This is a genomic window from Aminobacterium colombiense DSM 12261, from assembly GCF_000025885.1.
GTDB classification, from domain to species: domain Bacteria; phylum Synergistota; class Synergistia; order Synergistales; family Aminobacteriaceae; genus Aminobacterium; species Aminobacterium colombiense.
Genome location: NC_014011.1, coordinates 238,027 through 261,446, shown reverse-complemented (window position 1 = coordinate 261,446; position 23,420 = coordinate 238,027). Strand labels below are relative to the sequence as shown.

Here is a 23,420-nt window from a genome sequence, read left to right as displayed (position 1 = left end):
GATTCATAGCCTCCCTGAATAGAGTAAAAAATGATAAACTTTATATTACATGTTTTTATGTTTTAATGGTATTGTTTTAGTTTTTTATTTCCCCTTCCTAACTTTCCTTTTATTGTAAAATCAGTATAATTGTTAAGTTGAAATCTTTATTTTGAAAAATATTTTATCTAAAAGAACGCTTAAGGAGGACATCTACAATGAAAAGAAGTTTAATCGTCTTGTTCGTCGCGCTCAGTGTCGCTCTTTGCGGAACAGCTTTCGCCATGGAAGCTATCCCGGCAGAAAAGATCAATTGCGGCTTTGTATATATTGGTCCCGTGGGCGATGGAGGGTGGACCTATATGCATGACCAGGGACGTCTCGAGATGGAGTCCGCTTTCCCCGGGCTCAAATCGAGTTATGTTGAGTCTGTCCCAGAAGGACCAGACTCAGCTCGCGTTATGGAAACCTTTGTCCGCAACGGATCAAAAGTCATCTTCGCTACATCCTTTGGCTACATGGACTTTGTACAAGATGTGGCAAAACGCTATCCTGACGTGGTCTTTATGCACTGCTCCGGCTATAAAAGAGCAGACAACGTGGGCATCTACTTCGGAAGAATGTACCAGGCACGATATCTTTCCGGTCTCGTTGCCGGGAAAATGACAAAAAATAACGTCATCGGCTTTGTAGCTGCTCATCCAATTCCTGAAGTTATCCGTGGTATCAATGCTTTTACCCAGGGAGTGAGGAAAGCCAACCCTGAGGCCGAAGTCAAAGTCGTTTGGCTTTTCTCATGGTTCGATCCAGGCAAAGAAAAAGAAGCGACTAAAGCTCTCATCGATTCTGGAGCGGATGTCATCTCCATGCATGCAGACAGCGGTGCCGCCCCACAGACTGCAGAAGAAGCCGGAGTCTATGTCGTCGGTTATAATAACGACATGAGCCAGTATGCTCCTACAAAACACCTCACCGCCCCCATCTGGGACTGGGGAATTGTCTATAAACGTGTTATAGAGCAAGTCACCATGGGAACATGGAAATCTGAGGATATTTGGTGGGGATTAAAAGAAGGGATGGTCGGTTTATCTAAGTATGGAAAAGATGTTCCGGAAGAAGTGAAAAAGCTTGTTGAAGAGGAGAAAACAAGAATTATTTCTGGCGAATGGGATGTTTTTGATGGCCCTATTAAAGATCAAAGCGGTACAATAAAGGTTGAAGCTGGGCAATCGCTTTCAGATGGAGACAAGCTCTCTATGAACTGGTTTGTAGAAGGTGTGAAAGGGGACATTCCTAAATAAGCACCCAGAGAAAAGACCAGGAGGGCGCTTTTGCGCCCTTTTTTTTTGAAAAAGATCGCAATGAAAGGAAACGTTGCTATGGAAAAAGCAAAAACAGCATCGCCACTTGTACAGATGCAGGAAATCACAAAAGAGTTTGCCGGCATCGTCGCAAACCATAACATAGATTTTGATGTTAACCGCGGAGAAGTCCATGCCCTCCTTGGTGAAAACGGCGCAGGGAAATCGACGCTCATGAACATCTTATATGGTTTATATAACCCGGACAGAGGGCACATACTGATAGATGGGAAGAAAGTTTCCTTCTCTTCACCGAAAGATGCCATTGCTGCTGGTATAGGAATGGTTCATCAGCATTTTATGCTGATTCCAAGCCAAACCGTCTGGGAAAATATGATCCTTGGCCTAGAGGGTCTGCCGCAGCTTCTTCCCAAAAAAGAAATACATCAGCAGATCATTGACATTTCCAGGCAATATGGACTGGAAGTTGATCCGGATGCCAAAATATGGCAGCTTTCAATCGGAGAACAGCAACGTGTAGCTATTTTACAAATGCTCTATCGAAAAGCCCAGGTTTTGATTCTTGATGAACCTACTGCTGTACTAACTCCTCAGGAGGCACTTCGCCTTTTCAGCACCATTCAGCAAATGACAGCAGAAGGTCACGGCATTGTCTTTATTTCTCATAAACTTGACGAAGTTCTCTCACTATCAGATCGCATCAGCATTCTTCGAAAAGGAGAGAAGACCGGAACTGTACAAACAGCCGCCACATCAAAGGAACAGCTTGCAGAACTCATGATGGGGAGAAAGGTTTCATTTACTGTTGCCAGAAAAAGCTCTGCCCCCGGAAAACAGATTCTCCAGTCTAAAAAAATAACAGTTTTAGGTGACAGAGGCATTCCGGTGGTAAAGGACCTTTCCATAGATGTTCGGGAACGGGAAATCCTGGGGCTTGCGGGCATTGCCGGAAATGGACAGCAGGAACTCTGCGAAGCCCTGGCAGGACTTCGCCCTCTAAAGGAAGGGCGCATTATGATTGATGACGAAGAATTGACCCACCAACCCCCAAAACAATTCATCGCCAGGGGCGTTCGCTATATACCCGCAGATCGGAAAGGGACTGGTCTCGTACCAAATATGGATATTAAAGAGAACTCTATACTAAAAAAATATTGGAACAAACCCGTAGCCAGAGGGCCAATGATCGACTGGAAAGCCGTTTTTTCCCACGCCATCAACCTCGTAAAAAAATATAGTGTCAGCACACCGTCCATCGAAACCCCAGTAAAGAACCTTTCAGGGGGCAATCTGCAAAAGCTGATGCTGGGAAGAGAGCTTTGCGATGCTCCTAAAGCACTTATAGCCGTTCACCCAACCTGGGGCCTCGATGTGGCAGCAACTCAGTTTGTGCGAGAACAGCTTCTTCTGGAACGTGACCGTGGAGCTGCTGTTTTTCTTGTTTCGGAAGATTTAGAAGAACTGCTTTCTTTAAGCGATAGACTCGCTGTTATATTCAAGGGAGAAATTATGGGCATTCTCGACCATCCAGAAGAAGCAACGCCTGAAATGCTGGGCCTCATGATGGCAGGGACCCCCCTCTCATCTATAAAGGAAGGGGCTATAGCGAGATGAAATACTTAAAAGTGGAGAGGCGTCTTATCACACCAGCCTGGTTTACCGTGGCTATTCCTCTTTTTGCCATTATACTGGCCCTTGTTACAGGTGCTGTCTTTTTATACTTTATGGGGGTTTCACCTCTTCAGACATACACATCTATGTTTAAAGCCTCTTTCGGGGATACTTACGGCCTCACCGAAACAATTGTCAAAGCAATCCCCCTGGCCATGGCTGGCATTGCAGTAACCCTTTCTTTCAAAATGCTAATATGGAACATTGGCGCAGAAGGCCAAATACTCATGGGTGCTCTGGCAACAGCGGCCGCTGTACGCTATTTTTTTGTTGACCAGCCTTTCATAATGTTCTGGATCATGTTTGCCGCGGCAGCCACTGCTGGCGGAATATGGGCCGCCTTCGCCGGATATCTCAAGGCCAGGTGGAATGTAAACGAGATCATCACGACTCTTATGCTGAACTATATCGTTCTCAATATGGTCGATTACTTCGTCTATGGTCCGTGGAGGGATCCGGCAAGCCTGGGCTTCCCCATGACAGCCCCCTTTCCCAATGCAGCCCGCCTTCCTCTTCTTGGCGACACCCGCATTCACACAGGGCTTTTTTTGGCAATTTTTCTAGCCTTCTTCTTCTGGGCCCTTCTTAAATGGACACGGTGGGGCTATGAGATCCGAGTCATCGGGGAAAATCCCAAGGCCGCAACTTTTGCGGGAATGAACTACTTGCGCAACGCAGTAATGGTCATGTTTGTTTCCGGGGCAATAGCCGGTCTTGCCGGCATGTGCGAAATAGCGGGACTCCAGGGACGCCTTCAGCATGGCAGCTCTGCTGGATACGGTTATACCGCCATTATTGTAGCCTGGCTGGCGCGCCTTAATCCCCTTACTGTTCTCTTTGTCGCTTTTCTTATTGGAGCTTTGTTTGTGGGCGGAGATACGCTGCAAATTGTAATGCGCCTCCCCCTTTCAAGCATTTTAGTACTCCAGGGGCTGCTCCTCTTTTTTGTGTTAGGCGGAGAGTTCTTTAGACGATACCGAATTCGAATTATCTGGAGAGGGGACAACTGACATGGAAATGCTCATACCTATCCTTGCAGCAGCCGTACGAAGTGGCACTCCCATCCTCTACGCAACCCTTGGAGAGATCATTACAGAAAAAGCTGGTATTCTAAATCTGGGACTTGAAGGGATCATGCTTGTGGGAGCCTATACTGGTTTTGCCGCCACCTATAAAACTGGCAACCCCTGGATCGGTGTCATTGCCGCTTTTCTTATCGGGGGCCTAATGGCCGCGATCCATGCCTTTATAACCATTACATTAAAAGGCAACCAGGTGGTAAGCGGTCTCGCCCTAACAATGTTCGGGACAGGGGCCAGTTCCCTCCTGGGGCGGTCTTATATTGGCTTTACCATTAAGGGGCTTGACAAAATCCCCCTGCCGATACTCTCGGATATACCTGTCATAGGGCCTGTTCTTTTTAATAACGACGCCCTTATTTATGTATCTTTTGTGCTCGTACTTCTGCTTTATATGTTCTTCTCGCGAACTCGAAACGGGCTGTATCTCAGAGCTGTAGGGGACAATCCCCGGGCAGCGGATGCCATGGGGATAAACGTAGACCGCACCCGTTATATATATACCCTCATTGGCGGAGGGATTGTTGCTGTTGGAGGGGCATACATGTCCATTGCCTATACAAAAATGTGGGCGGAGCTCATGACAGCGGGCCGAGGCTGGATTTCTGTAGCCCTTGTTATTTTTGCCATCTGGAACCCCTTCCGTGCAGCCTTCGGAGCTTACCTTTTTGGAGGAGTAGAAGCTTTTCAGCTTCGTCTGCAAGCCGCTGGCACAAGCATCCCGACTCCTCTTCTCATGATGTTGCCCTATATAATGACGATTCTAGTTCTCTTTTTTATCTCTGTAAGCCAGGGAAAAGGAATTCTTTTTGGAGCTCCAGCCTCCCTCGGACAACCCTTCTTTCGGGAAGAGAGAGATTAGAAGATTAAACATAAGCTATTTTCAACTTTTCAACGAGGGGGAATCTCTGTGAATTTTTTTATTGGTAACATTCCTGCATCTGGAAGTATTGTCAACTGTCTGGCTGTCATCGTTGGAAGTACCCTAGGACTTTTATTCAGGTCCAGGCTTCCTCAACGCTATATAAATATGGCTTTTCAGGTCCTTGGCCTATTCACTCTTTTTCTTGGATTTCTCATGGCACAGAAAACCGCAAATTTTCTCATTCTCGTTTTTAGCATGGTTGGGGGAGGAATGATCGGGGAAGCCCTTGACCTCGATGGCCGTTTTAGCCGCTTCTCAGAAAAGGTGAGCCAGAGATTCAAGACGAGCGGTCAGAGCTTCGCTGAAGGATTTCTTACTTCCACTCTCCTCTTCTGCATAGGCTCAATGGCCATACTCGGAGCAATAGAAGAGGGGTTGGGGCTTTACCCCAACCTCCTCATAACCAAATCTCTGCTCGACGGCGTATCTTCCCTTGCCCTCGCCACTTCCCTTGGGGGAGGAGTATTGCTTTCCGCCTTTTCCGTTCTTTTTTACCAGGGAGGACTTACTCTTCTTGCCAGCTCTCTACAGCCAATTCTGTCCGAAAGCGTTATTAACGAAATATCGGCGGCGGGAGGGCTTATGCTTATTGCCCTAGGTCTTTCACTTCTTGAGATCAAGCGCTTTAAAGTGACCAACATGCTCCCGGCTCTTGTTATTGCAGCGATTCTCGGGAGTTTCTTTGTTCATTAATAAAGAAACCAACGCGGCCAGAGCTGGGCAGGGCCATAAAAGGCTTTTTCGCAACAGGAGGAATATGCCCAGTTCTAGTTGCCATAATCATAATGCCGCCATTCTTCGTAATTTTTAATTATTCCCTGATCTGTCCGTTTCCATAAATAATAAATTTAGTTGACGTCAGCTGCTCAACGCCCATTGGGCCTCTGGCATGAAGTTTTTGTGTGCTAATGCCGATTTCCGCACCAAACCCAAAGACTCCACCGTCAGTAAAACGAGTTGACGCATTCACGTAGACTGCCGCGGAATCCACCCCGTTGAGAAATTTCTGAGCATTGCTGTAGCTCTCTGTTAGGATGGCGTCACTATGACCAGTGCTGTAGGCAGCTATATGATTTATAGCTTCATCGAGGCTCTCCGCTATTTTAACAGCCAAAATAAGATCGCTGTATTCTGTAGCCCAGTCTTCATCTGTAGCTGGAAGGGCTTGAGCATCAAGGGCACACACAGTTTTATCCCCTCGTATCTCCACTCCTTTTTCGTGAAGAGCCGCCATTGCCTGAGGAATGAATTGAGAGGCTATGTTGGAGTGGACCAACAGGGTTTCCACTGAATTACAGGTGGATGGACGCTGGGTTTTAGCATTCAGAATAATAGGAACAGCCTTTTCCATATCGGCTGTTTCGTCTACGAAAATATGGCAATTCCCCATGCCCGTCATAATAAAGGGAACTGTCGCATTTTCCTGAACAGCTTTTTTAAGACCTTTGCCCCCTCTTGGAATGAGAACATCGAGATAGTCATTCATTTTCATCAGGGCCATTGTTGCTTCCCTGTCAGGGTTATCGATAATATTGATTGCCCCTTCCGGAACACCTGCTCCTGTCGCGCCTTCGGAGATCACTTGGGCAATGACTCTGTTCGAGTGGAGGGCCTCTTTTCCTCCGCGAAGGATAACACTGTTCCCTGCCTTAAGGCAAAGACCGGCAGCATCTGCGGTAACATTGGGGCGGGATTCGTAAATGATGCCAATAACACCAAGGGGAACCCTGACACGACCTATACGAATTCCACCCTGTCCTGACCACATTCCCAACACTTCTCCCACTGGGTCGCGGAAGGCCGCTATTTCCTCAAGACCGACAGCCATAGCCTCAACTCGTTTTTCATTAAGGGTGAGACGTTCAAGAAGGGCATAGGATAGCCCAGCCTGACGCCCCTCTTCCAGATCTTTTTCATTAGCTTCCAATATTTCTTTGCAGTGATCACGAAGAGCTCTGGCCATGGCATAAAGGGCCTTGTTTTTCTGCTCTGAAGAAGCTACAGCCAAAAAACGAGATGCTTTTTTGGCCTGGATACCCATCTGCCGCACTTTTTCTTTTATGTTCATTCCTTCTATTCCTCCTCTATACCAGGGCTAAATTATTACGATGGACAACTTCATCATAGTCAGTACTTCCCAAAAGCTTTTCTATTTCATCAGTATGATGGCCGGCAATGATCCCTATCTCGTCTGAAGAAAAATTCACCATTCCACGAGCTATCTCAACCTCGTCTTGATCCACAATTGAAACAACCTCGCCACGGGAGAACTTTCCCTCCACCTTCACGATACCTGACGGCAGAAGGCTTTTGCCCCTTTTTCGAATAGCCTCTGCCGCCCCATCATCGATGACAATTCGGCCGTGAGGAGAGCTGCCAAAGGCAATCCACTGTTTTCTTGCCTGAACGGGCGACCCAGAGGGGACAAAGAGTGTCCCAAGCTCTTCACCATCAAGAAGACGACGTAAAATATTGGGCTCCTTGTTGTTGGCAATGATCATAGGAATACCAGAAGTCATAACGATACGTGCTGCTGCAAGTTTTGTGAACATCCCACCGCTGGAGAGTTTGCTCCCCTTGGTGCGTGAGCGGGCGAGGAGATCCTTAGACACTTCTTCCACCAAAGGGAGAAGTCTTGCTTCAGGATTAATTCTAGGATCGTCACTAAAAAGACCGTCAATATCAGAGAGGATGATCAAAAGATCCGCATCGATAAGACAGGCAAGCATTGCTGAAAGTGTATCGTTATCTCCAAACTTTATTTCATCGACTGCCACTGTATCATTCTCGTTGATTATAGGAATGACCCCAAAATCAAAAAGGGTCGACAACGTATGACGGGCATGAAGATACCGAAGGCGATTTGAAAAAACATCCCTGGTCAGCAAGACCTGAGCAACAGTCTTCCCATATTCTGAAAAGAACTTTTCATACATGTGGACAAGCCGGCCCTGTCCAATGGCGGCGAGAGCCTGCTTTTCCGGGAGGGTCTTGGGCCTGTCAGGAAAATTAATTTTGCCAACACCAGCTCCAACGGCCCCTGAGCTGATGAGACACACTTCACGACCGCTGCTTTGCAGATCCGCAATCTCCCGCGCCAGGGTCTCCATACGAAGCAGATTCAGTTTTCCTGTGGAGTGGGTAACAGTGCTTGTCCCTACCTTTATAACAACACGTTTACATAACTTCAAACGCTCTCTCCTCACCATCATTATTCACCTTCCAATACTCGTGCTATCTAACTTACTTATGCAACCCAAGCCTCATATTGAGGAGGTTGCCTATATGTTTGAAAACAGGGTGTTCAAGTATGTTGGGGTCAGAGATTGAAGCATAGATATTCTGAGCCTTCCAGAGGTTTACATCCCAATGATGACGCCGTACGAATCCCAGCATCTTCTCGATTCGTACCAGGTATCCTTGTTGCAAATTCCTCTCAGCCTGCTCTGATAGAAAAGCCATTTCTTTCTCTATCCTGCCGCGGAGATGGTGCTGAAGCTCACCTATATTGATCTCTACCTGCCAGGCAAAAGCCTGGTCAAGACGTTTTTCTACCTGCTCCAGATCTGGTTCGGCTTCCCAGATGATTCTTCGCAAATCCCCGTTCAGGACAACTTCCGCCGCCCCTGATAATGCTTCGGGCAGCGGCATGCGGATAAGACCCATAAAGGTAAGGAGGTCGTCGTAATCACGCACAACGCTTTTCAGGTAATTTTCAATGCGGGCCACATCTCTCTCCATGACAAAATGCATGATCTGACGTTGTCCGTCTTTAAAAAGGTGGCGAAGAGAATAGGTCCTATGGCCAAAGAGTTCTACGAAAACACTTTCGATCTTTTGAGGAAAATGAGTTTGAATAGACCGTTCCCATGTTGATATCTCTTCCTGGTCAGAAGCAGCCCTCACTCCGCAGAGAACTTTGTGGTCCCCTCTATGACAGGCGGAAAAGAAAACGCGCTTATCTTCCCCTGTCAAAACATGAGAAAGAGAGGCTTCTCCCATAACAAGGTTTTCTCTGCCTTCTTCAAGAAATAACGATCGTTCAGGTTTTATCCGGTAGTTGCAAAGGGAAAAAGATTCACTCTCTGTCACCTTTTCCTGAAAAAGAGCCTGTACAGCATAATGGCCTCCAACCCTCAAAAAGTCAACATGGGAAGGGGCCACGAAAAAATCAAAGATCCTGCCCCCGTTTTTGAATTCCTCGATGTTGCTCGGTGCCCTTTCAAGGAGGTCAATAAAATCGTCTTTGATTTTTTCTCCTGACAATTCTTCCAGACTGGTCAAGGCATGGTACGCATATAAAAGAATTTGAAGGGCCTCCAGCCCGGATATCTCATCGAAGAACCAGCCACAGCTAGTATACATAAACATGGCGCTTCTCTCCATCTCAAGGAGCTTCAAAGCCCTCACTTTTTCTTCAGTGGACAAATTCCGGAGAGAAGATGACCTAAGAAACTCATGGCGTCCCGTCGTGGAATCATAGAAAAAGCACTGTACGTAAAGATCCCTTGTTTTCCAGGGATCAGAAAAAAGGAAAGCCCCTTCCTTTTCATAAAAACCATCAATCTTTTCTCGCAGCCAGTCCAGGGCAGCCCGCAAAGGCTGACGCCATTTTTGATTCCAGCCGGGATGGAGACCGCTATGGCAGCCGCAATCCTCATACCATCGCTTAACGCCGTGGACGCAACTCCACGACGTGTTTTGCCGAATCCGCACTTCCCGTCGGGGCGGAAATTTTTCAAGGTATTCTCCGTAGACTGTAAGCCTTGCATTCTCCCCGTGTTCTATATGATCAAGACACCAGGCTAAAGCCATATCGCCATATTTATGGTGATGTCCAAAGGTTTCTCCATCTGTTGCGACATGGGCGAGAGGGTTTTCTTCACTGTTTTTCTCTATGGACAAAAGCAGCCGCTGAGCCAAAAGGGCTCCGTTCTTCAGGAGAGGGCCAAAAGCTATGTCCTTGGCCAAAAGGTCATCGTAGAAAAAGATTGCCAAACTTCGCCCTGAAGGGAGGTTGCAAAGATAAGGATAACACGTCTCCATAGGCCTCTGGTCCGTTTCATGCCACCAGGACTCGCTGATCATTTTCCATGCTTTCGCCTGGTGGGGGGCCAATATGGTGAAGCGAAGGCCTTCTGAAGCCAGCACTTCTAACGTTTCTATATCCACTGCGGTTTCTGGGAGCCACATCCCTTCAGGGAATCTGCCAAAACGGCTGGAAAAATCCTGAAGTCCCCAAAGGACCTGGGTAATTTTATCCCTCTTCGATGCCAGGGGCATAATCATATGGTTGTAGACTTGGGCCAAAGCCGGTCCGTGATTTGAAAATCGTTCCTTCCCCCGATGGTCGGCTTCAAGCAATCCATCATATGTTTCAGGAGCGTGCCTTTCCATCCACTGCAAAAGTGTTGGCCCTACATTAAAGCTCATTCGCTCATAATTCGAGATGATTTTGACAATCTTTCCATCTTCGCCAAGAATTCTCGCCGCCATATTTGGAGCATAGCACTCCGCTGTAATCCGTTCATTCCAATCATGCCAGGGAGCTGCTGATTCCTGAAGCTCCACATCTCCAAGCCACGGATTTTCCCTTGGCGGCTGATAAAAATGACCGTGCACACAAACGTATTTCATTGTCCTATCCCTCTTTTCTGAAAAAAAGGGCGCCAAAAGACGGAAGGGTCAACGACAGACAGCAGGGCTGACGCTGCAAAGGTTCCTCCATCGCTTCTTTCCCTCCCATATTCCCTTCTCCCATTCCTCCATATATTTCTCCGTCACTATTAAGCAATTCGCGCCAATAGCCCGCTTCAGGAACACCGACAAGGTAGTTGTGGCGAACTACAGGGGTAAAGTTGAAAATAGCCAGCACCTTCCCCTCTTCTCCATCTCTTCGAATAAAACCCAAAACACTTGCTTTACTGTCTGAGCAATCAATCCATTGAAACCCTTCTGATGAAAAATCTTTTTCATGAAGAGCCTTCTCCTCGAAATATACTCTATTTATATCCCGGACCCACAGCTGCATTCCACTATGAAAAGGGTCTTTAAGAAGATTCCAGTGAAGAGACTCCTCGTGATTCCATTCCGCCCTCTGAGCAATGTCACTTCCCATAAACAAGAGTTTTTTTCCTGGATGGGCGTACATAAAGCCTAGAAGCAAACGAAGCTGTGCAAATTTCTGCCATAGAGTCCCTGGCATTTTCTCAAGCAATGATCTTTTCCCATACACCACCTCGTCATGAGAAAAAGGCAAGACATAGTTCTCAGAAAAAGCGTACATAAGACTAAAAGTAAGATCGTTATGATGATACTGACGGTACAATGGATCAAGTTCCATGTATTTCAATATATCGTGCATCCAGCCCATATTCCACTTCATCCCAAATCCCAGTCCGCCCACGTAGGAGGGGCGGGTAACAAGCGGCCATGCAGAGGATTCCTCCGCTATTGTAACGATATGGGGGAAACAGAGATGTGCCGCTTCGTTGAGGCGCCTGAGAAAAGACACGGCCTCTATGTTTTCACGGCCTCCGTACCTGTTGGGTACCCACTCCCCCTCTTTTCTTGCATAATCAAGGTAGAGCATAGAGGCCACACCATCAAAGCGAAGGCCATCCACATGATAGTAGTCAAGCCAGAAAAGGGCGCTATTGATGAGAAACTCACGGACTTCCGTACGACCATAATTGAAGATATAGCTTCGCCATTCAGGATGTATCTTCTGGCGCGGATCAGCATGTTCGAATAAAGCCGTTCCATCTAAATAAGCAAGACCATGCTCATCTGAGGGGAAATGGGAGGGCACCCAATCAAGAAAAACAGCGATATCGGCCTGATGAAGAGTGTCGATAAGGAACATGAGATCCTGAGGAGAACCGTAACGGCTTGTAGGAGCAAAAAAACCTGTTATCTGATACCCCCAGGAGCCATAAAAAGGGTGCTCCATCAGAGGCATAATCTCTACGGCCGTAAATCCCATTTTTTTCACATAACAGGTCAACTGTTCTGCTATTTCCCGATAGGAAAGGAACTTTCCTTCTTTTCTCATCCAGGAACCTAAATGAACTTCGTATATAGAAAGAGGGTAAGAAAACCAATTCGTCTTCTTCCTTTTTTCTGCCCATAAATGATCGTTCCATTGATAATGAAGGGATGCAATAATAGATGCCGTGCCTGGAAGTTCCTCCCAGGCGAAAGCAAAGGGATCTCCTTTATCAAAAGCTTCCCCTCTCTTTGAAACAACACGGTATTTATAACGGTCCCCTATAAAAGCGGACGAAACAAATCCTTCCCAAATACCGCTTTCATCAGGCCGGCAAGACAACGGGGCTGCCTCAGGATTCCACAGATTAAAATCACCGATAACAGAAACCTGGGATGCGTTAGGAGCCCAGAGAGCAAAGTAAACCCCTTGTGTTTCGCCACTGCATAACGGGTGAGCACCCATTTTTTCGTACAATTTGAGATGGGTTCCTTCTTTAAAGAGGTACGTGTCAAGGTCTGAAAAAAGAGACGGACAAACTTTAAAGTTCTTCATAACACGCCTCCCTTGCAAGGTGAATAGAAATAATTTCTTCAATTATAACAATCTCGACCTTCTGTGGTGTAGAATGTCCATACCAGAAAATAAAAAAGGAGGGGAAGAGATGATCAGACAAAGCGGAATTTTACTGCCGGTTTTTTCTCTTCCTTCCCCATGGGCTATTGGTGACATTGGAGCAAGGGCCAGAAATTTTGTTGACTGGCTTGCAGCTGCCGGACAAAACTGTTGGCAAATGCTTCCATTGACGTGTACTAAAGAAATTCTCGGAAACTCGCCTTATGACAGCATTTCTGCCTTCGCATGCTCCCCCCTTCTCATCAGCATTGAAGATTTAGCAGAAGAAGAACTCATAAGCAACAAGGAAATCTCCTCCCTTAACAGAGTTTCTTCTGGGAGAGTTGATTATTCTGCCGCTAAAAAAATCAAGATGCCCCTTCTAAAAAAGGCCTTTCAACGTTTTATGAGTAGAACAAATACAGACCCTCTCTATCGTTTTTGGGAAGGACAGTCATGGTGGCTTGATGATTTTTCTCTTTTTTCAGCTATAAGCTGCCGCATGGGTGACGATAGGTGGAACACGTGGCCCTCATCCCTTAAGATTAGGGATAAAGTCGCTCTTGACACTGTTAGAACAGAAGAAAAAGATCATATTCTCTTTACCGTCTTTATTCAATATGAAGCCTTTACTCAGATTCAGCGGTTGCGGAAACATAGCCTGGATCGTGGAATACAGCTCATCGGCGACCTTCCCATTTATGTCAGCTATGAAAGTGCTGATGTGTGGAGTCACCCTGAAATGTTTCAACTAGACAGAGATCTGACACCCAAGGCTGTTGCGGGCGTCCCCCCTGATTATTTTAGTTCTACCGGACAACGGTGGGGAAACCCCCTCTACCGATGGGATTATGCCAAAGGAATGGAATTTCACTGGTGGCTCAAAAGGATCGCTCACTCCCTGCAATTATATGACATGACACGTCTTGATCATTTTCGAGGTTTTCTGGAGTATTGGGCAATTCCTTATACAGAAAAGACCGCTATTTATGGAAGATGGGAGGAAGGCCCTGGCGATTCCTTTTTCTCAGCCCTTGAAAAAAACTTTCCTTCAATGCCTTTTCTCGCAGAGAATCTTGGTATTATTACGCCAGATATAACCCGCGCCATGAAGAAATACGATCTTCCCGGCATGCTCGTTCTACTTTTCGCCTTTGATGAATCAATGCCCCGCAATCCTTACATTTTACATAACCACGAGCCTCGCAACATTGTTTATACTGGAACCCATGATAACAACACTGTACGGGGATGGTTCGACGATGAAGGGTCTCCCCAGGATAAGGAAAGGGTAAGCCGCTATATGAACATGCCTTTTACCCGAGATAATGCCGCGACCGTCCTGACCAGAATGGCCCTTATGTCAGTGGCAGAACGAGCCGTAATACCTCTTCAGGACTATCTCAACATTGGAGGCGAGGGGCGGATCAACAAACCTTCCACATTAGAAGGGAACTGGCAATGGATGGCTGAAGAAAAGGCGCTTACTGAAGATCTTGCTTCATCTCTTCATTCTCTTATGAAAACTTATGGAAGATTATGAAGGAAGAAGGTGATTTACCATGCTATTTCACCCCCAGAGCAGCTTAGGGAGGTCACTTCAAGACCTTCTAGAACAAGATCCCTCTTTTCGTACCGTTGCTTATTTTTCTATGGAAGTGGGCATTAAAACTTCCATACCCACATATGCAGGGGGGCTGGGGATTCTGGCAGGTGATATCCTTAAAAGCGCTGCTGATCTGGGTGTTCCCATGATCGGAACCACTCTCCTCTATAGAAAGGGGTATTTTGAACAGGAGTTTAACAAAGAAAAGTGGCAAATAGAGAAACCTGCCCTATGGCAACCAGAACAGGAACTCACCCTTCTTCCCAACAAAGTTTCTGTCGCTATCAAAAACAGGGATGTGCATATACGGACATGGGTCTATGAACTTTCAGGTCTTTCAGGATATTCCATTCCCATTTACTTTCTAGACACAGACATAGAGTCCAACCACCCCGAAGATCGTCAGCTCTCCTGGTATCTCTACGGAGGGGATAACCTCTATCGCCTTTGCCAGGAAATTGTCCTTGGAGTTGGAGGCCTTCGAATGCTCAGAGACCTGGGATATAACAATATTGAAACTTTTCATCTCAACGAAGGCCATGCTGGTTTTCTTACGCTGGAGCTAATGAGGGAGATGGGGTACTACGATCCTGAAAAAGTGAGAGAACATGTGGTGTTTACCACCCATACTCCTGTCGCAGCTGGGCACGATTTTTTTAAATACGACCTCATAGAAAAGATCATGTCCTCCGATGCTTTGGCAACACTGAAACGAATGATTCCTTCTGAAGGGGTTTCCATGACTGAACTTGGACTTCGATACAGCCGCTTTGTAAATGGTGTTTCTAAAAAACATGCCGAAGTGAGCCGTAAACTTTTCAGCGCGCCTACTATTCAAAGCGTCACTAATGGAATTCACCCTACCACATGGGTCAGCCCAGGGATGAGAAAACTTCTATCCCGGCATATCCCCGGCTGGGAAAATGATCCAGCTCGTCTTATTCAGGCTCTCTCCCTCCCCTCTGAAGATCTATGGGCTGTACATCAGGCCTCAAAGATGAGACTCTTTGCCTACATTCTGGAAGAAACGGGAGTTCCGCTGCAATCTGATGTCCTGACCATAGGTTTTGCCAGACGGGCAGCTACTTACAAACGAGCGGACCTTATTTTCTCGAATCTTAAGAAACTTATAGAAATTGGAGGGGGCAAAATACAACTTGTGTTTTCAGGAAAAGCCCATCCTAAAGATGATGGTGGGAAAGCCCTCATTCAAAAAATCATTAATACATCAGATAAAATCAAAGACTCTATACCCATGGTATACCTAGAAAACCAGACCATGGAACTTGGCCGGCTTATTACCCAAGGGGTAGATGTCTGGCTTAACACCCCTCTCAGGCCGCGAGAAGCGTCGGGAACGAGCGGAATGAAATGCACTATCAATGGCGTAATGAATTTTTCTGTGCTTGATGGTTGGTGGATTGAAGGATGGATTGAAGATGTAACAGGGTGGGCTATCGGCCCCACTCCCAGCGATACCGATCTTCATTCCTACGATGAATCAAAAGATGCCCTTGACCTTTACGAAAAACTTGAGAAAAAAATAATCCCCGCCTACTACAACGACAAGGGACACTGGCATACTATGATGAAAAACGCCATTGCTATGAATGGAAGTTACTTTCATACTCATCGAGTTGTAGCAGAATATTGCGAAAAGGCTTATGGAGTCAAATTTCGTGGGATATAACCATCTTCCATAGGATGAAGGAGGTGTCTTCCACATGAAAGTGTTGCATGTTGCCAGTGAAGTAGCTCCCCTATCTAAAGTCGGAGGCCTGGGAGATGTAGCCGGTTCTTTGCCCAAAGCCCTCCGCAAGCTTGGTATCGATGCCAGGATCGTAACTCCAGCCTGGCCTGGAGTTCTTGATAAGGCGAATGAACTGGGAGGAAATCTGGTTCGTCTTCCTCCTCTTTTGCATATTTCCCTCCAATGGCACGTTATGAGCAGCAAGATATGGAAGACAATTATTGATGATGTTCCTATCTATATTTTAGAAAACAGTGATCTCTTCGAGAACCTGCCCATATACCCAGAAGAACTCACAGGTGAAAGCGCTCTGCCCTTCGCATTTTTTTCTCTTTCAGCCCTGGACCTGGAGCAAAAGAACCGATGGGCCCCAGATATTATTCATTGTCACGACTGGCCTTCCGCACTGGTCCCAATCAGTCTGAAGTGGCATAGATTCTATAGGGATAAAAATCCTCGCCCAATGACGTTTTTTACAATCCACAATGTAGCTCATCAGGGCATCTTTCCTTTTCATGTTCTTGATGAGTGGGGCATCGACACGCGGTCCTTTACTATCGACGGGCTGGAATTTTACGGCCATGTAAATCTTCTAAAAGGGGCTCTTATAACGTCAAACTGTATCACAACCGTTAGTTCCAGATATGGGAAAGAAATACTGACCCCGGAGATGGGGTATGGTCTTGATGGCGTTCTCCGAAAGGAAAAAAGCAAGCTTCACTGCGTTCTGAACGGCCTTGACCCAGGCTGGTCTCCCGTCCACGATCCTTATATTCCCTTTCCCTTTTCAGCAGAGAACTTAGAAGGGAAGAAACACTGCCGCTCCGTGCTTCTACAACATTTAGGATGGAAAGATAACATGGCTCCCATTTTTCTTTCCATAAGCCGACTGACTATGCAGAAGGGTTACGATATTCTGCTGCCAGCCCTTGATGCTTTGCGGGAAATAGGGGTCCGCTGCCTCTTCATTGGAAGTGGCAATCCAATTTTTACATCAGCTCTTTACGAAGCAGCAGATCGCCACCCAGACAATTTTGCCTTTAAACATGGGTTCCATGAAGAGTTTTCCCATCTTGCCTATGCAGGATCAGATATGCTCATTATGCCATCCCTTTTTGAACCCTGCGGCTTAACACAGCTCATCGCTCTCCAATACGGGACGGTACCTGTTGTAAGAGAAACAGGAGGACTGGCTGATACCGTACGAGATGCTGATGACCACCCTGATGGTTATGGCTTTACCTTTATACCCTATACTACAGAAGCTCTTTTGAAAGGAGTGCGAAGGGCCCTCAACGCCTATCGTGACCCTTTTCGTTGGGATGGCATCATAAAACGTGGAATGTCCAAGGATTTCTCCTGGAAAGTTTCTTCACAACACTATCAGGATCTCTACCATAGAACCCTTGAAAACAAGAGACGGTAGAAAATTCTACCGTCTCTTGTCATGCTATATATTCAAGATCATTTCTTATTCTTTTTTCAATATATTTTTCAGGCCTTCTTGAATAACGCCTTCCAGTAAGTTTTCAGGCTTTTTCTGAGTTTCACCTGTCGCTTCCTTGGGAGGAGCCGTCGCTTCTTCCACCGCTGTCGGCGCAGTGCCTGAAGGAGTTGTCTGTTGTATGGCCTGAGGTGCCGGTGCTATTTTAACATTGGAAACAGACGGCTTCTCAATGGTTCCACCCAAGTTGAAAGACACATCCCTGAAATCAGCCTTTTCCAGGCCGGATTTTGCCCCGGTAAGGGCCCCTTTAAGGATGTCTTCAAGGGATGTGGCAGTTCCTGCCCCAAGGGCTCCAGCCACTCCCCCGAAGAGGGCATTCAATACCTGGATATTGACATTGCCCTGACACTGAAGGGCCAATGTAGTATCGAATCCTATCGGGCCAGAGGCCTTAAGGATTTTGTACAGGGAATCTTCCGGAAATGCAGTAGCCTTCCCATTTTCTAGAATAACTCGCTTTGTTTCAAGTCTAAAGGGAGCCTCCACAGATGCAAAACGAATGGAAGACTGTCCATAAAGAGATGCCGCTGTTTTAACTGCCTTGAAATCTGTTACAGCCCCTTCACCCACATGCAACTCCCCCTTGCCACTAAAGGCAAGCCCCTTCGTCATAGTGCCTGTAAGGGAGAGATTGCCTTTTGCCTTGCCCACGATGTGCCCCTCAAGCCCTCCTGCAGCATCCTGAAGCAAAGGATCAATATCCACGTTCTCTACAGTAATATTCTGGCTAAAGGCTCCTTTGGCAAGGTTCATGTCCCCTTTCCCCGCCACAGTCCCTCCGTAGAAGCTGGCATGAGCATTGGCAATAGAGAGATTCATTCCCTGTAAGGTAAAGGGATAGGAAATGTTTGTCATCTTAAGACCAGCGATAGAAAGAGATGAAGCTGTTACGGCGCCCTTCCCCTCACTAGCTGATCCTGCGATAGTTCCATCGAAGTTAACATCAAAAGCTCCCGATGGCTTAAATTTAGCCGCTTCAGGAAGCCCCGCTGTCAGAGAAGCAACATCAAGCCCTTTCCCCGTCAGAGATAAGATTGCTTCTGGGGCTTCTTTTTTCAGGTTGAAGGAACCTGATGTTGTAATAGTCCCTCCGCCAGCTGATGCTGTGAATTTCTTCAGAGCCATCCTCTCCATATTCCCTTCCAAAGCTCCACTTAGATTTGAGAAGGTGAATCCTGAAAATACTGCCTTAGGAGAAGAAAAGTCTGCTGCAATTGAGGGATTGTCAGATTTACCCTTTACTGAAACTTTCCCGCTAAGGGAACCACCAAGGCTATAGGGCAATTTTCCTGCTTTGGCAATGGCGGCAAGGTCTCCCTCTTTCATTTCAAAGGAAAGATCGAGATCTGCTGAAGCCTCGGGATGAAGCTTCACCGTTCCAGTTCCAGCAATCTCGCCTTTTCCAAGGCTTGCCCTCGCCTGGGAAAGGGTCACAACATCCTTTGTGGCATCGATACGCGCCGTTAGATTCTCCGCCCCAACACCGGCGAATCCAGCAGTTGCGGCTTTCAGGGCAAGGTTCACTTCTTTGGGCACACCTTCCTTAAGAGCAAGGTCGGTGCTCAGCGAGAGGTTTGCCACATGGCCCTGCTCCATAAAGTTCAGGCGAGGAGATTGAATGGAGAGCTTTATCTCAGGAGCAGCTGTAGTGCCTTCTACCTGTGCAACTGCAGTAATGCTGCCGCGCAATTCATAGCTCTTAAGATCAGGAAAGAAGGATTCAAAATTTTCAGGGTTCACACCCGCCGCCTGGAAAGAAAGATCTAATGAGGGGGCAGCCTTCGATACACCTGCTATGGTTCCTCTCCCTGTAATAGGGATATTTCTCCATCTACCCCGGGCAGAAGATAGGGTAACCCTGTCTTTGTGGAAGACAAAGGCTGTATTAAGATCGTTAAGAGCCTCTTCTCCATAGGCCATACGATCTGACCAAACGGTTCCGTCAACACGCGGATCGGCCATAGATCCCTTCACTCCTATATCAGCGCTGACAGAACCTTTAGGGGTAATCTTCGGCGGCTTGGGCAAAGAGGCTATAATTTTCCCCACATCAATGCTCCGCGCTTTGAGAAGAACGTTAAGGCGAGGGGCCCGCTGCAACTGGTCGACAGAACCGCTGAGGGCGAGAGAGCCGCCTTCAAGAGATGAACTCCCCTGTATGGTGGCGCCACTTCCCTTAAAGACCACATGAGCGACTGTGTTTTTGAGCTGCTGACCATAAGCCTCGACCTGATCGGCTTTCAAATCTATATTCCCAGAAAGGGTGGCAAGAGTTCCTTTCACCGCTACTGAAAAAGAATCGACCCTTCCTTTTACTGAAGCCAAAGCAGGAACTGTACCTTTAAGCTCCTCCAGGGACGCATCCTTTCCCTCCATAAGTATATCCATAGATGGGACTTTTCCCGGAGCAAAAGCGAATGCTGCCCGACCGCTAAGGGGTAGAGCTAGGGCCTTTGCTTTTAAATTTTCAAGGCTCAGTCTAAAAGCTCCGTACTTCCAGTCGCTGTCAATAGCCTGAACCGGGTAGCCCGCTAAAGAAGTTCCGGAAAAAGAAAGGCGTCCTTCCAGAACTGGATCATTCCATAGGCCCCCAATAGAAATTGTGCTGGAGAAGAGGCCTTTATAGCCGTCCACAGGCAATTGAGGCCAAAACTGGACAACCTGCCCCACATCCAGCTTCTCCATTTCTCCCTTCAAAGAAAGACTGGGTAGAATCGCTCCTTTAGCGCTAATCCTGCCGTCACCAACTTTAAGATCCAGACCTTTCAACTCGAGATCGTCTTTACCCTTCCTAAGATTGATAGGTCCTTTAATGGGGACATTGTTCATCGCAATGTCAAGATCAGCTTTTACACTATCGGCTTTAAGGACCAGGTCTGTTTTCGCAATAGACGCTTCCCCCCAGGGAGTTCGGACCTTCCCATTCCTAATGGTTACTGCCTCAACAGGAATCTCGCCTCCCTCTCCTTTCAAATCAAGGGCTGCGATTTCCCTGGCAAGTTTTTCACCATCTGCTTCTATGCCGTCGATGGTCACCTGGGAAAGGCGGGGGTTCCCAGAAAAAACCGACATGAGATTTACTTTCACACCAAGGGCGCCAGCAGAAAGCAATACGTCTTCTTTCTTTTTAAGGGAGATATCAGAGAGTCGATACCCCCGTATAGGATTTCCTGTCACACCCTGGATCGTCAGATCAGCCCCAAGCACCTCGGCAACAGCTTTGGCAGCCTCCCGTCTTACTATATCTCCACCTACATTCATACTTCCTATAATAAGAAGCAACCCTACGATACCAATAGCTATAAAAAGCGCGAGGGTCATTTTTCTGCTTCGTTTCATTCATTACACCTCCCTCGAAGAAGTACAAAACATTCACTCTATATCCTTTGGCAAGGCTTCGTCATAAAGCCTCCCCTCTGCAATCATGACGGTCTTCCCTGTTAGATAGGTTTTGCAGATACTTCGCGTTTCATTAAATGAAACGGTAACCCAATTATCCCCCCCTGGGTTTTGTACTTGTATAGGAGCTGCCATTTCCCAAACTATGGATGCAGCTATGGCAGATGCCGTCGACCCTGTACCGCATGAAAGGGTCAAATCTTCCACCCCCCGCTCGTAGGTCACAACTTTGAGAGTCCTTTCCCCTGATCTTTGAACAAAATTTACGTTTGTTCCTTTGGGAAAACGATGGGTATCATATCGAACAGTTCTCCCAATATCCCGTAACGAGTCATGGGAAAAGTCTTCAAGGTTATCAACAAACAATACACAGTGGGGCACTCCCACTACAAGGTAAACGAAAGGGAATGTTTCTCCTTCTACTTTCAGGCTTTGTCCCCAAAAACCCTGAGATAGATTGGTTTCGCCCATATCAAGCTCCACAAAAGGAGCAGTCACCACCCCGTGAATAGGTCCCGCCAGGGTTTCAAAGGACATTTTTTCCCCTGCTATTTTCTTTTCCCATGCATAGCGAGCAATACAACGAGCTCCATTGCCGCACATTTCTCCTTCGGAACCATCATTATTAAAAAGCCGCATTGTAAAATTTTCCCGCTCAGACATTTCTACGACGAGCAGTCCGTCCGCGCCTACAGACTGGCGGCGTTCACAGATGCTCGCCGCTAATCTGGAAAGATCGGGGGATGTCATGCTCCCCTCCCTGTTGTCAATAACAATAAAATCATTGCCATTCCCCTGAATTTTAGTAAATTCTAACATAATCTACACCTCGTATTTGCATTAATAATGGCAGGAGTGTAACACCCCTGCCATTATTGTACCGTACCTTTCAATCGTTAGCGTCAGTAAAAAATCAGGCTCTCACTTCTATTGGTTGAGAAACAAAGTAAAAGAGGAGGCATGTAGTAATAGCACCAAGAATAAGGGAGAAAAGCACTGGAAGGCCGAAACCAATAAAAACATAGCCCGCCACAGCTCCTGCAGCGGCTACAAAGGCGTAAGGCATCTGCGAATTAACGTGGTCTACGTGATCAGCGCCGCTGAACATGGAGCTCATGATAGTCGTATCGGATATCGGACTGCAATGGTCTCCCCAAACGGCTCCCGCAAAAACGGCCCCGATGGTGGGCAAGAGTATTTCGATAAATCCCGCATCATGAACCGCAGTAACATTATAGACAAGAGGAATAACTATGGGCATAAGAACTCCCATGGTTCCATAGGATGTTCCTGTGCAGAAAGAAATTATTGCCCCTGTAAAGAATGTAAGCAAGGGAATCCACGCTGGCGAGAGGACATTCCCAGCTATCCTGACAATATACTGTGCGGTTCCCACTTCTTTTATAGCTGCCCCTATGGCCCAGGCAAAGATTAGAATCAGGGTGCCGAAGAATATCGAGTTCATACCCTGCATGAACCCAGCAAAGAGGCGATTCCAAGTAGCAAGCTTCTGAGCCCTGAAGAAGACAAGAGTGAGAAATACCGAACCGAAAGACCCCAACACCAAAGCCTGAGAGCTATCCCCTTCTCCAATAGCCGTGGCTAAAGAAACACTAGGCCATCCTCCCGTAACTACAAGCATAAGGAAGATCAACCCCACCATAAATCCGAGAGGAACTAAAAAGTTAATGACACGTCTCGGCGTTTCCTCACTGGGCTCAAAATTCGCATGGCTTGTAACAATGAGGGGTTTCGCTCCTTCTCGCAGCACCTTGCCCGTTTGTCTGGCCCTTCGTTCCGCATGGAGCATGGGGCCCATATCCCGCTGAGAAAAAATCACAAAGGTTAAAAGCACCAGGGCAATAATATTATAGAAAACGTAGGGAATAGACCGCAGATAGGCAAGATAGGGTGAATAGCCTATTTCAAGGGCATTGAACTGAGTGCCAATTTGTCCCACCATATAGGCAACCCACGAAGAAATACCGGCAATACAGGCAATGGGCGCTGAAGTAGAGTCGACAATATATGAAAGTTTTTCTTTAGAAATGCGGTAACGATCGGTTATGGGGCTCATGGTCGTGCCCACCACGAGGCTATTTACGTAGTCTTCAAAGAAAATAATGAAACCTGCCAGTTCTGTAACGAGCATTGCACCTCTGACGCTCTGAATCTTTTTAGTGATCCAACGGACTATGGCCTCAATCCCTCCGCCGATCTGCATAATACCTACCAGACCGCCCATGACAAGGCTTGTGAGAACTATCCGTGCCCCCCAGGGATCTCCCAGGTTATCTGCCACCAGCCCTACTGCCTTTCCAAATCCTAAGATGGGATTCCACCCTGCTACCATGGTCCCGGCAAACCATGCTCCAATAAAGAGCGAAGGAATAACCTCCTTCGTAAAGATGCAGAGCCCTATGGCAATGAGCGGCGGCAACAGAGAGAGAATGCCGAAATCTGGTTTGGCCTCTCCTTCAGTCGCCCAGGCTATTCCTGTCATAACCAGCAGACTTAATGCCGCCATTATAGTCAGGTTCAGAATCTTTTTACCGCTGCGTCTTCCATACATGACCATA

Annotated in this window: 15 protein-coding genes; 8 read left to right on the top strand and 7 right to left on the bottom strand. The window is 47.0% G+C overall.

Going from position 1 to position 23,420, the window contains the following annotated elements:
* Positions 1-197 precede the first annotated feature (197 nt).
* Genes AMICO_RS01185 through AMICO_RS01165 form a run of 5 tightly spaced genes read left to right on the top strand, consistent with a single transcriptional unit; the run spans position 198 to position 5,669 of the window.
* Positions 198-1,280, top strand: coding sequence for a BMP family ABC transporter substrate-binding protein (locus AMICO_RS01185; protein ID WP_013047655.1), 1,083 nt, complete (start codon positions 198-200; stop codon positions 1,278-1,280).
* 60 nt (positions 1,281-1,340) lie between these two features.
* Positions 1,341-2,915 (top strand): ABC transporter ATP-binding protein, encoded by a 1,575-nt coding sequence (locus AMICO_RS01180; RefSeq protein WP_244392417.1) that lies wholly within the window; start codon positions 1,341-1,343, stop codon positions 2,913-2,915.
* Entirely contained in the window at positions 2,912-3,982 is a 1,071-nt protein-coding gene (locus AMICO_RS01175; RefSeq protein ID WP_013047653.1) for an ABC transporter permease, read from the top strand. Before AMICO_RS01180 ends, AMICO_RS01175 begins: the two co-directional genes overlap by 4 nt.
* Before the next feature lies 1 nt (position 3,983).
* Positions 3,984-4,913, top strand: coding sequence for an ABC transporter permease (locus AMICO_RS01170; RefSeq protein ID WP_013047652.1), 930 nt, complete (start codon positions 3,984-3,986; stop codon positions 4,911-4,913).
* A gap of 48 nt (positions 4,914-4,961) precedes the next feature.
* On the top strand, positions 4,962-5,669 hold the full coding sequence (locus AMICO_RS01165) for a DUF554 domain-containing protein (protein ID WP_013047651.1): 708 nt from the start codon (positions 4,962-4,964) through the stop codon (positions 5,667-5,669).
* 118 nt (positions 5,670-5,787) lie between these two features.
* Here the strand turns inward: AMICO_RS01165 and AMICO_RS01160 are convergent, their stop codons facing one another.
* From AMICO_RS01160 to glgB, 4 genes are read right to left on the bottom strand one after another with little or no spacing between them, the layout of a single operon-like run.
* On the bottom strand, positions 5,788-7,044 hold the full coding sequence (locus AMICO_RS01160; protein ID WP_013047650.1) for a glutamate-5-semialdehyde dehydrogenase: 1,257 nt from the start codon (positions 7,042-7,044) through the stop codon (positions 5,788-5,790).
* A gap of 16 nt (positions 7,045-7,060) precedes the next feature.
* Positions 7,061-8,188 (bottom strand): glutamate 5-kinase, encoded by a 1,128-nt coding sequence (gene proB, locus AMICO_RS01155; protein ID WP_244392415.1) that lies wholly within the window; start codon positions 8,186-8,188, stop codon positions 7,061-7,063.
* Between the two features lie 31 nt (positions 8,189-8,219).
* Complete coding sequence (locus AMICO_RS01150) at positions 8,220-10,613, bottom strand: DUF3536 domain-containing protein (protein WP_013047648.1); 2,394 nt, start codon at positions 10,611-10,613, stop codon at positions 8,220-8,222.
* 4 nt (positions 10,614-10,617) lie between these two features.
* Positions 10,618-12,519 carry a 1,4-alpha-glucan branching protein GlgB gene (glgB, locus tag AMICO_RS01145; RefSeq protein WP_013047647.1) on the bottom strand — a complete coding sequence of 634 codons (1,902 nt, stop codon included), beginning with the start codon at positions 12,517-12,519 and terminating at the stop codon, positions 10,618-10,620.
* A 109-nt stretch (positions 12,520-12,628) separates the two neighbouring features.
* Here glgB and malQ point away from each other — a divergent pair, with 109 nt between their 5' ends.
* Genes malQ through AMICO_RS01130 form a run of 3 tightly spaced genes read left to right on the top strand, consistent with a single transcriptional unit; the run spans position 12,629 to position 17,361 of the window.
* Positions 12,629-14,122, top strand: a complete 1,494-nt coding sequence (gene malQ / locus AMICO_RS01140; protein ID WP_013047646.1) for a 4-alpha-glucanotransferase — start codon at positions 12,629-12,631, stop codon at positions 14,120-14,122.
* Between the two features lie 19 nt (positions 14,123-14,141).
* Positions 14,142-15,875 carry an alpha-glucan family phosphorylase gene (glgP, locus tag AMICO_RS01135; RefSeq protein WP_013047645.1) on the top strand — a complete coding sequence of 578 codons (1,734 nt, stop codon included), beginning with the start codon at positions 14,142-14,144 and terminating at the stop codon, positions 15,873-15,875.
* A gap of 34 nt (positions 15,876-15,909) precedes the next feature.
* Positions 15,910-17,361 (top strand): glycogen synthase, encoded by a 1,452-nt coding sequence (locus tag AMICO_RS01130; protein ID WP_013047644.1) that lies wholly within the window; start codon positions 15,910-15,912, stop codon positions 17,359-17,361.
* Between the two features lie 45 nt (positions 17,362-17,406).
* Here AMICO_RS01130 and AMICO_RS01125 read toward each other — a convergent pair whose 3' ends face one another.
* From AMICO_RS01125 to AMICO_RS01115, 3 genes are all read right to left on the bottom strand, one after another.
* Positions 17,407-20,781 carry an AsmA family protein gene (locus tag AMICO_RS01125; protein ID WP_013047643.1) on the bottom strand — a complete coding sequence of 1,125 codons (3,375 nt, stop codon included), beginning with the start codon at positions 20,779-20,781 and terminating at the stop codon, positions 17,407-17,409.
* A gap of 33 nt (positions 20,782-20,814) precedes the next feature.
* Positions 20,815-21,660 carry a diaminopimelate epimerase gene (gene dapF, locus AMICO_RS01120; RefSeq protein WP_013047642.1) on the bottom strand — a complete coding sequence of 282 codons (846 nt, stop codon included), beginning with the start codon at positions 21,658-21,660 and terminating at the stop codon, positions 20,815-20,817.
* 94 nt (positions 21,661-21,754) lie between these two features.
* Positions 21,755-23,413, bottom strand: a complete 1,659-nt coding sequence (locus AMICO_RS01115) for a Na+/H+ antiporter NhaC family protein (protein WP_013047641.1) — start codon at positions 23,411-23,413, stop codon at positions 21,755-21,757.
* Positions 23,414-23,420 lie beyond the last annotated feature (7 nt).

Excerpts from the sequence above, each read along its gene's own strand:
- AMICO_RS01115 (WP_013047641.1), bottom strand. The coding sequence starts at position 23,413 with ATGTATGGAAGACGCAGCGGTAAAAAGATTCTGAACCTGACTATAATG.
- malQ (WP_013047646.1), top strand. The coding sequence starts at position 12,629 with ATGATCAGACAAAGCGGAATTTTACTGCCGGTTTTTTCTCTTCCTTCC.
- AMICO_RS01185 (WP_013047655.1), top strand. The coding sequence starts at position 198 with ATGAAAAGAAGTTTAATCGTCTTGTTCGTCGCGCTCAGTGTCGCTCTT.
- AMICO_RS01170 (WP_013047652.1), top strand. The coding sequence starts at position 3,984 with ATGGAAATGCTCATACCTATCCTTGCAGCAGCCGTACGAAGTGGCACT.
- glgB (WP_013047647.1), bottom strand. The coding sequence starts at position 12,519 with ATGAAGAACTTTAAAGTTTGTCCGTCTCTTTTTTCAGACCTTGACACG.
- AMICO_RS01180 (WP_244392417.1), top strand. The coding sequence starts at position 1,341 with ATGAAAGGAAACGTTGCTATGGAAAAAGCAAAAACAGCATCGCCACTT.
- glgP (WP_013047645.1), top strand. The coding sequence starts at position 14,142 with ATGCTATTTCACCCCCAGAGCAGCTTAGGGAGGTCACTTCAAGACCTT.
- AMICO_RS01175 (WP_013047653.1), top strand. The coding sequence starts at position 2,912 with ATGAAATACTTAAAAGTGGAGAGGCGTCTTATCACACCAGCCTGGTTT.
- AMICO_RS01130 (WP_013047644.1), top strand. The coding sequence starts at position 15,910 with ATGAAAGTGTTGCATGTTGCCAGTGAAGTAGCTCCCCTATCTAAAGTC.
- AMICO_RS01150 (WP_013047648.1), bottom strand. The coding sequence starts at position 10,613 with ATGAAATACGTTTGTGTGCACGGTCATTTTTATCAGCCGCCAAGGGAA.
- AMICO_RS01160 (WP_013047650.1), bottom strand. The coding sequence starts at position 7,044 with ATGAACATAAAAGAAAAAGTGCGGCAGATGGGTATCCAGGCCAAAAAA.
- AMICO_RS01125 (WP_013047643.1), bottom strand. The coding sequence starts at position 20,781 with ATGAAACGAAGCAGAAAAATGACCCTCGCGCTTTTTATAGCTATTGGT.
- proB (WP_244392415.1), bottom strand. The coding sequence starts at position 8,188 with ATGATGGTGAGGAGAGAGCGTTTGAAGTTATGTAAACGTGTTGTTATA.
- dapF (WP_013047642.1), bottom strand. The coding sequence starts at position 21,660 with ATGTTAGAATTTACTAAAATTCAGGGGAATGGCAATGATTTTATTGTT.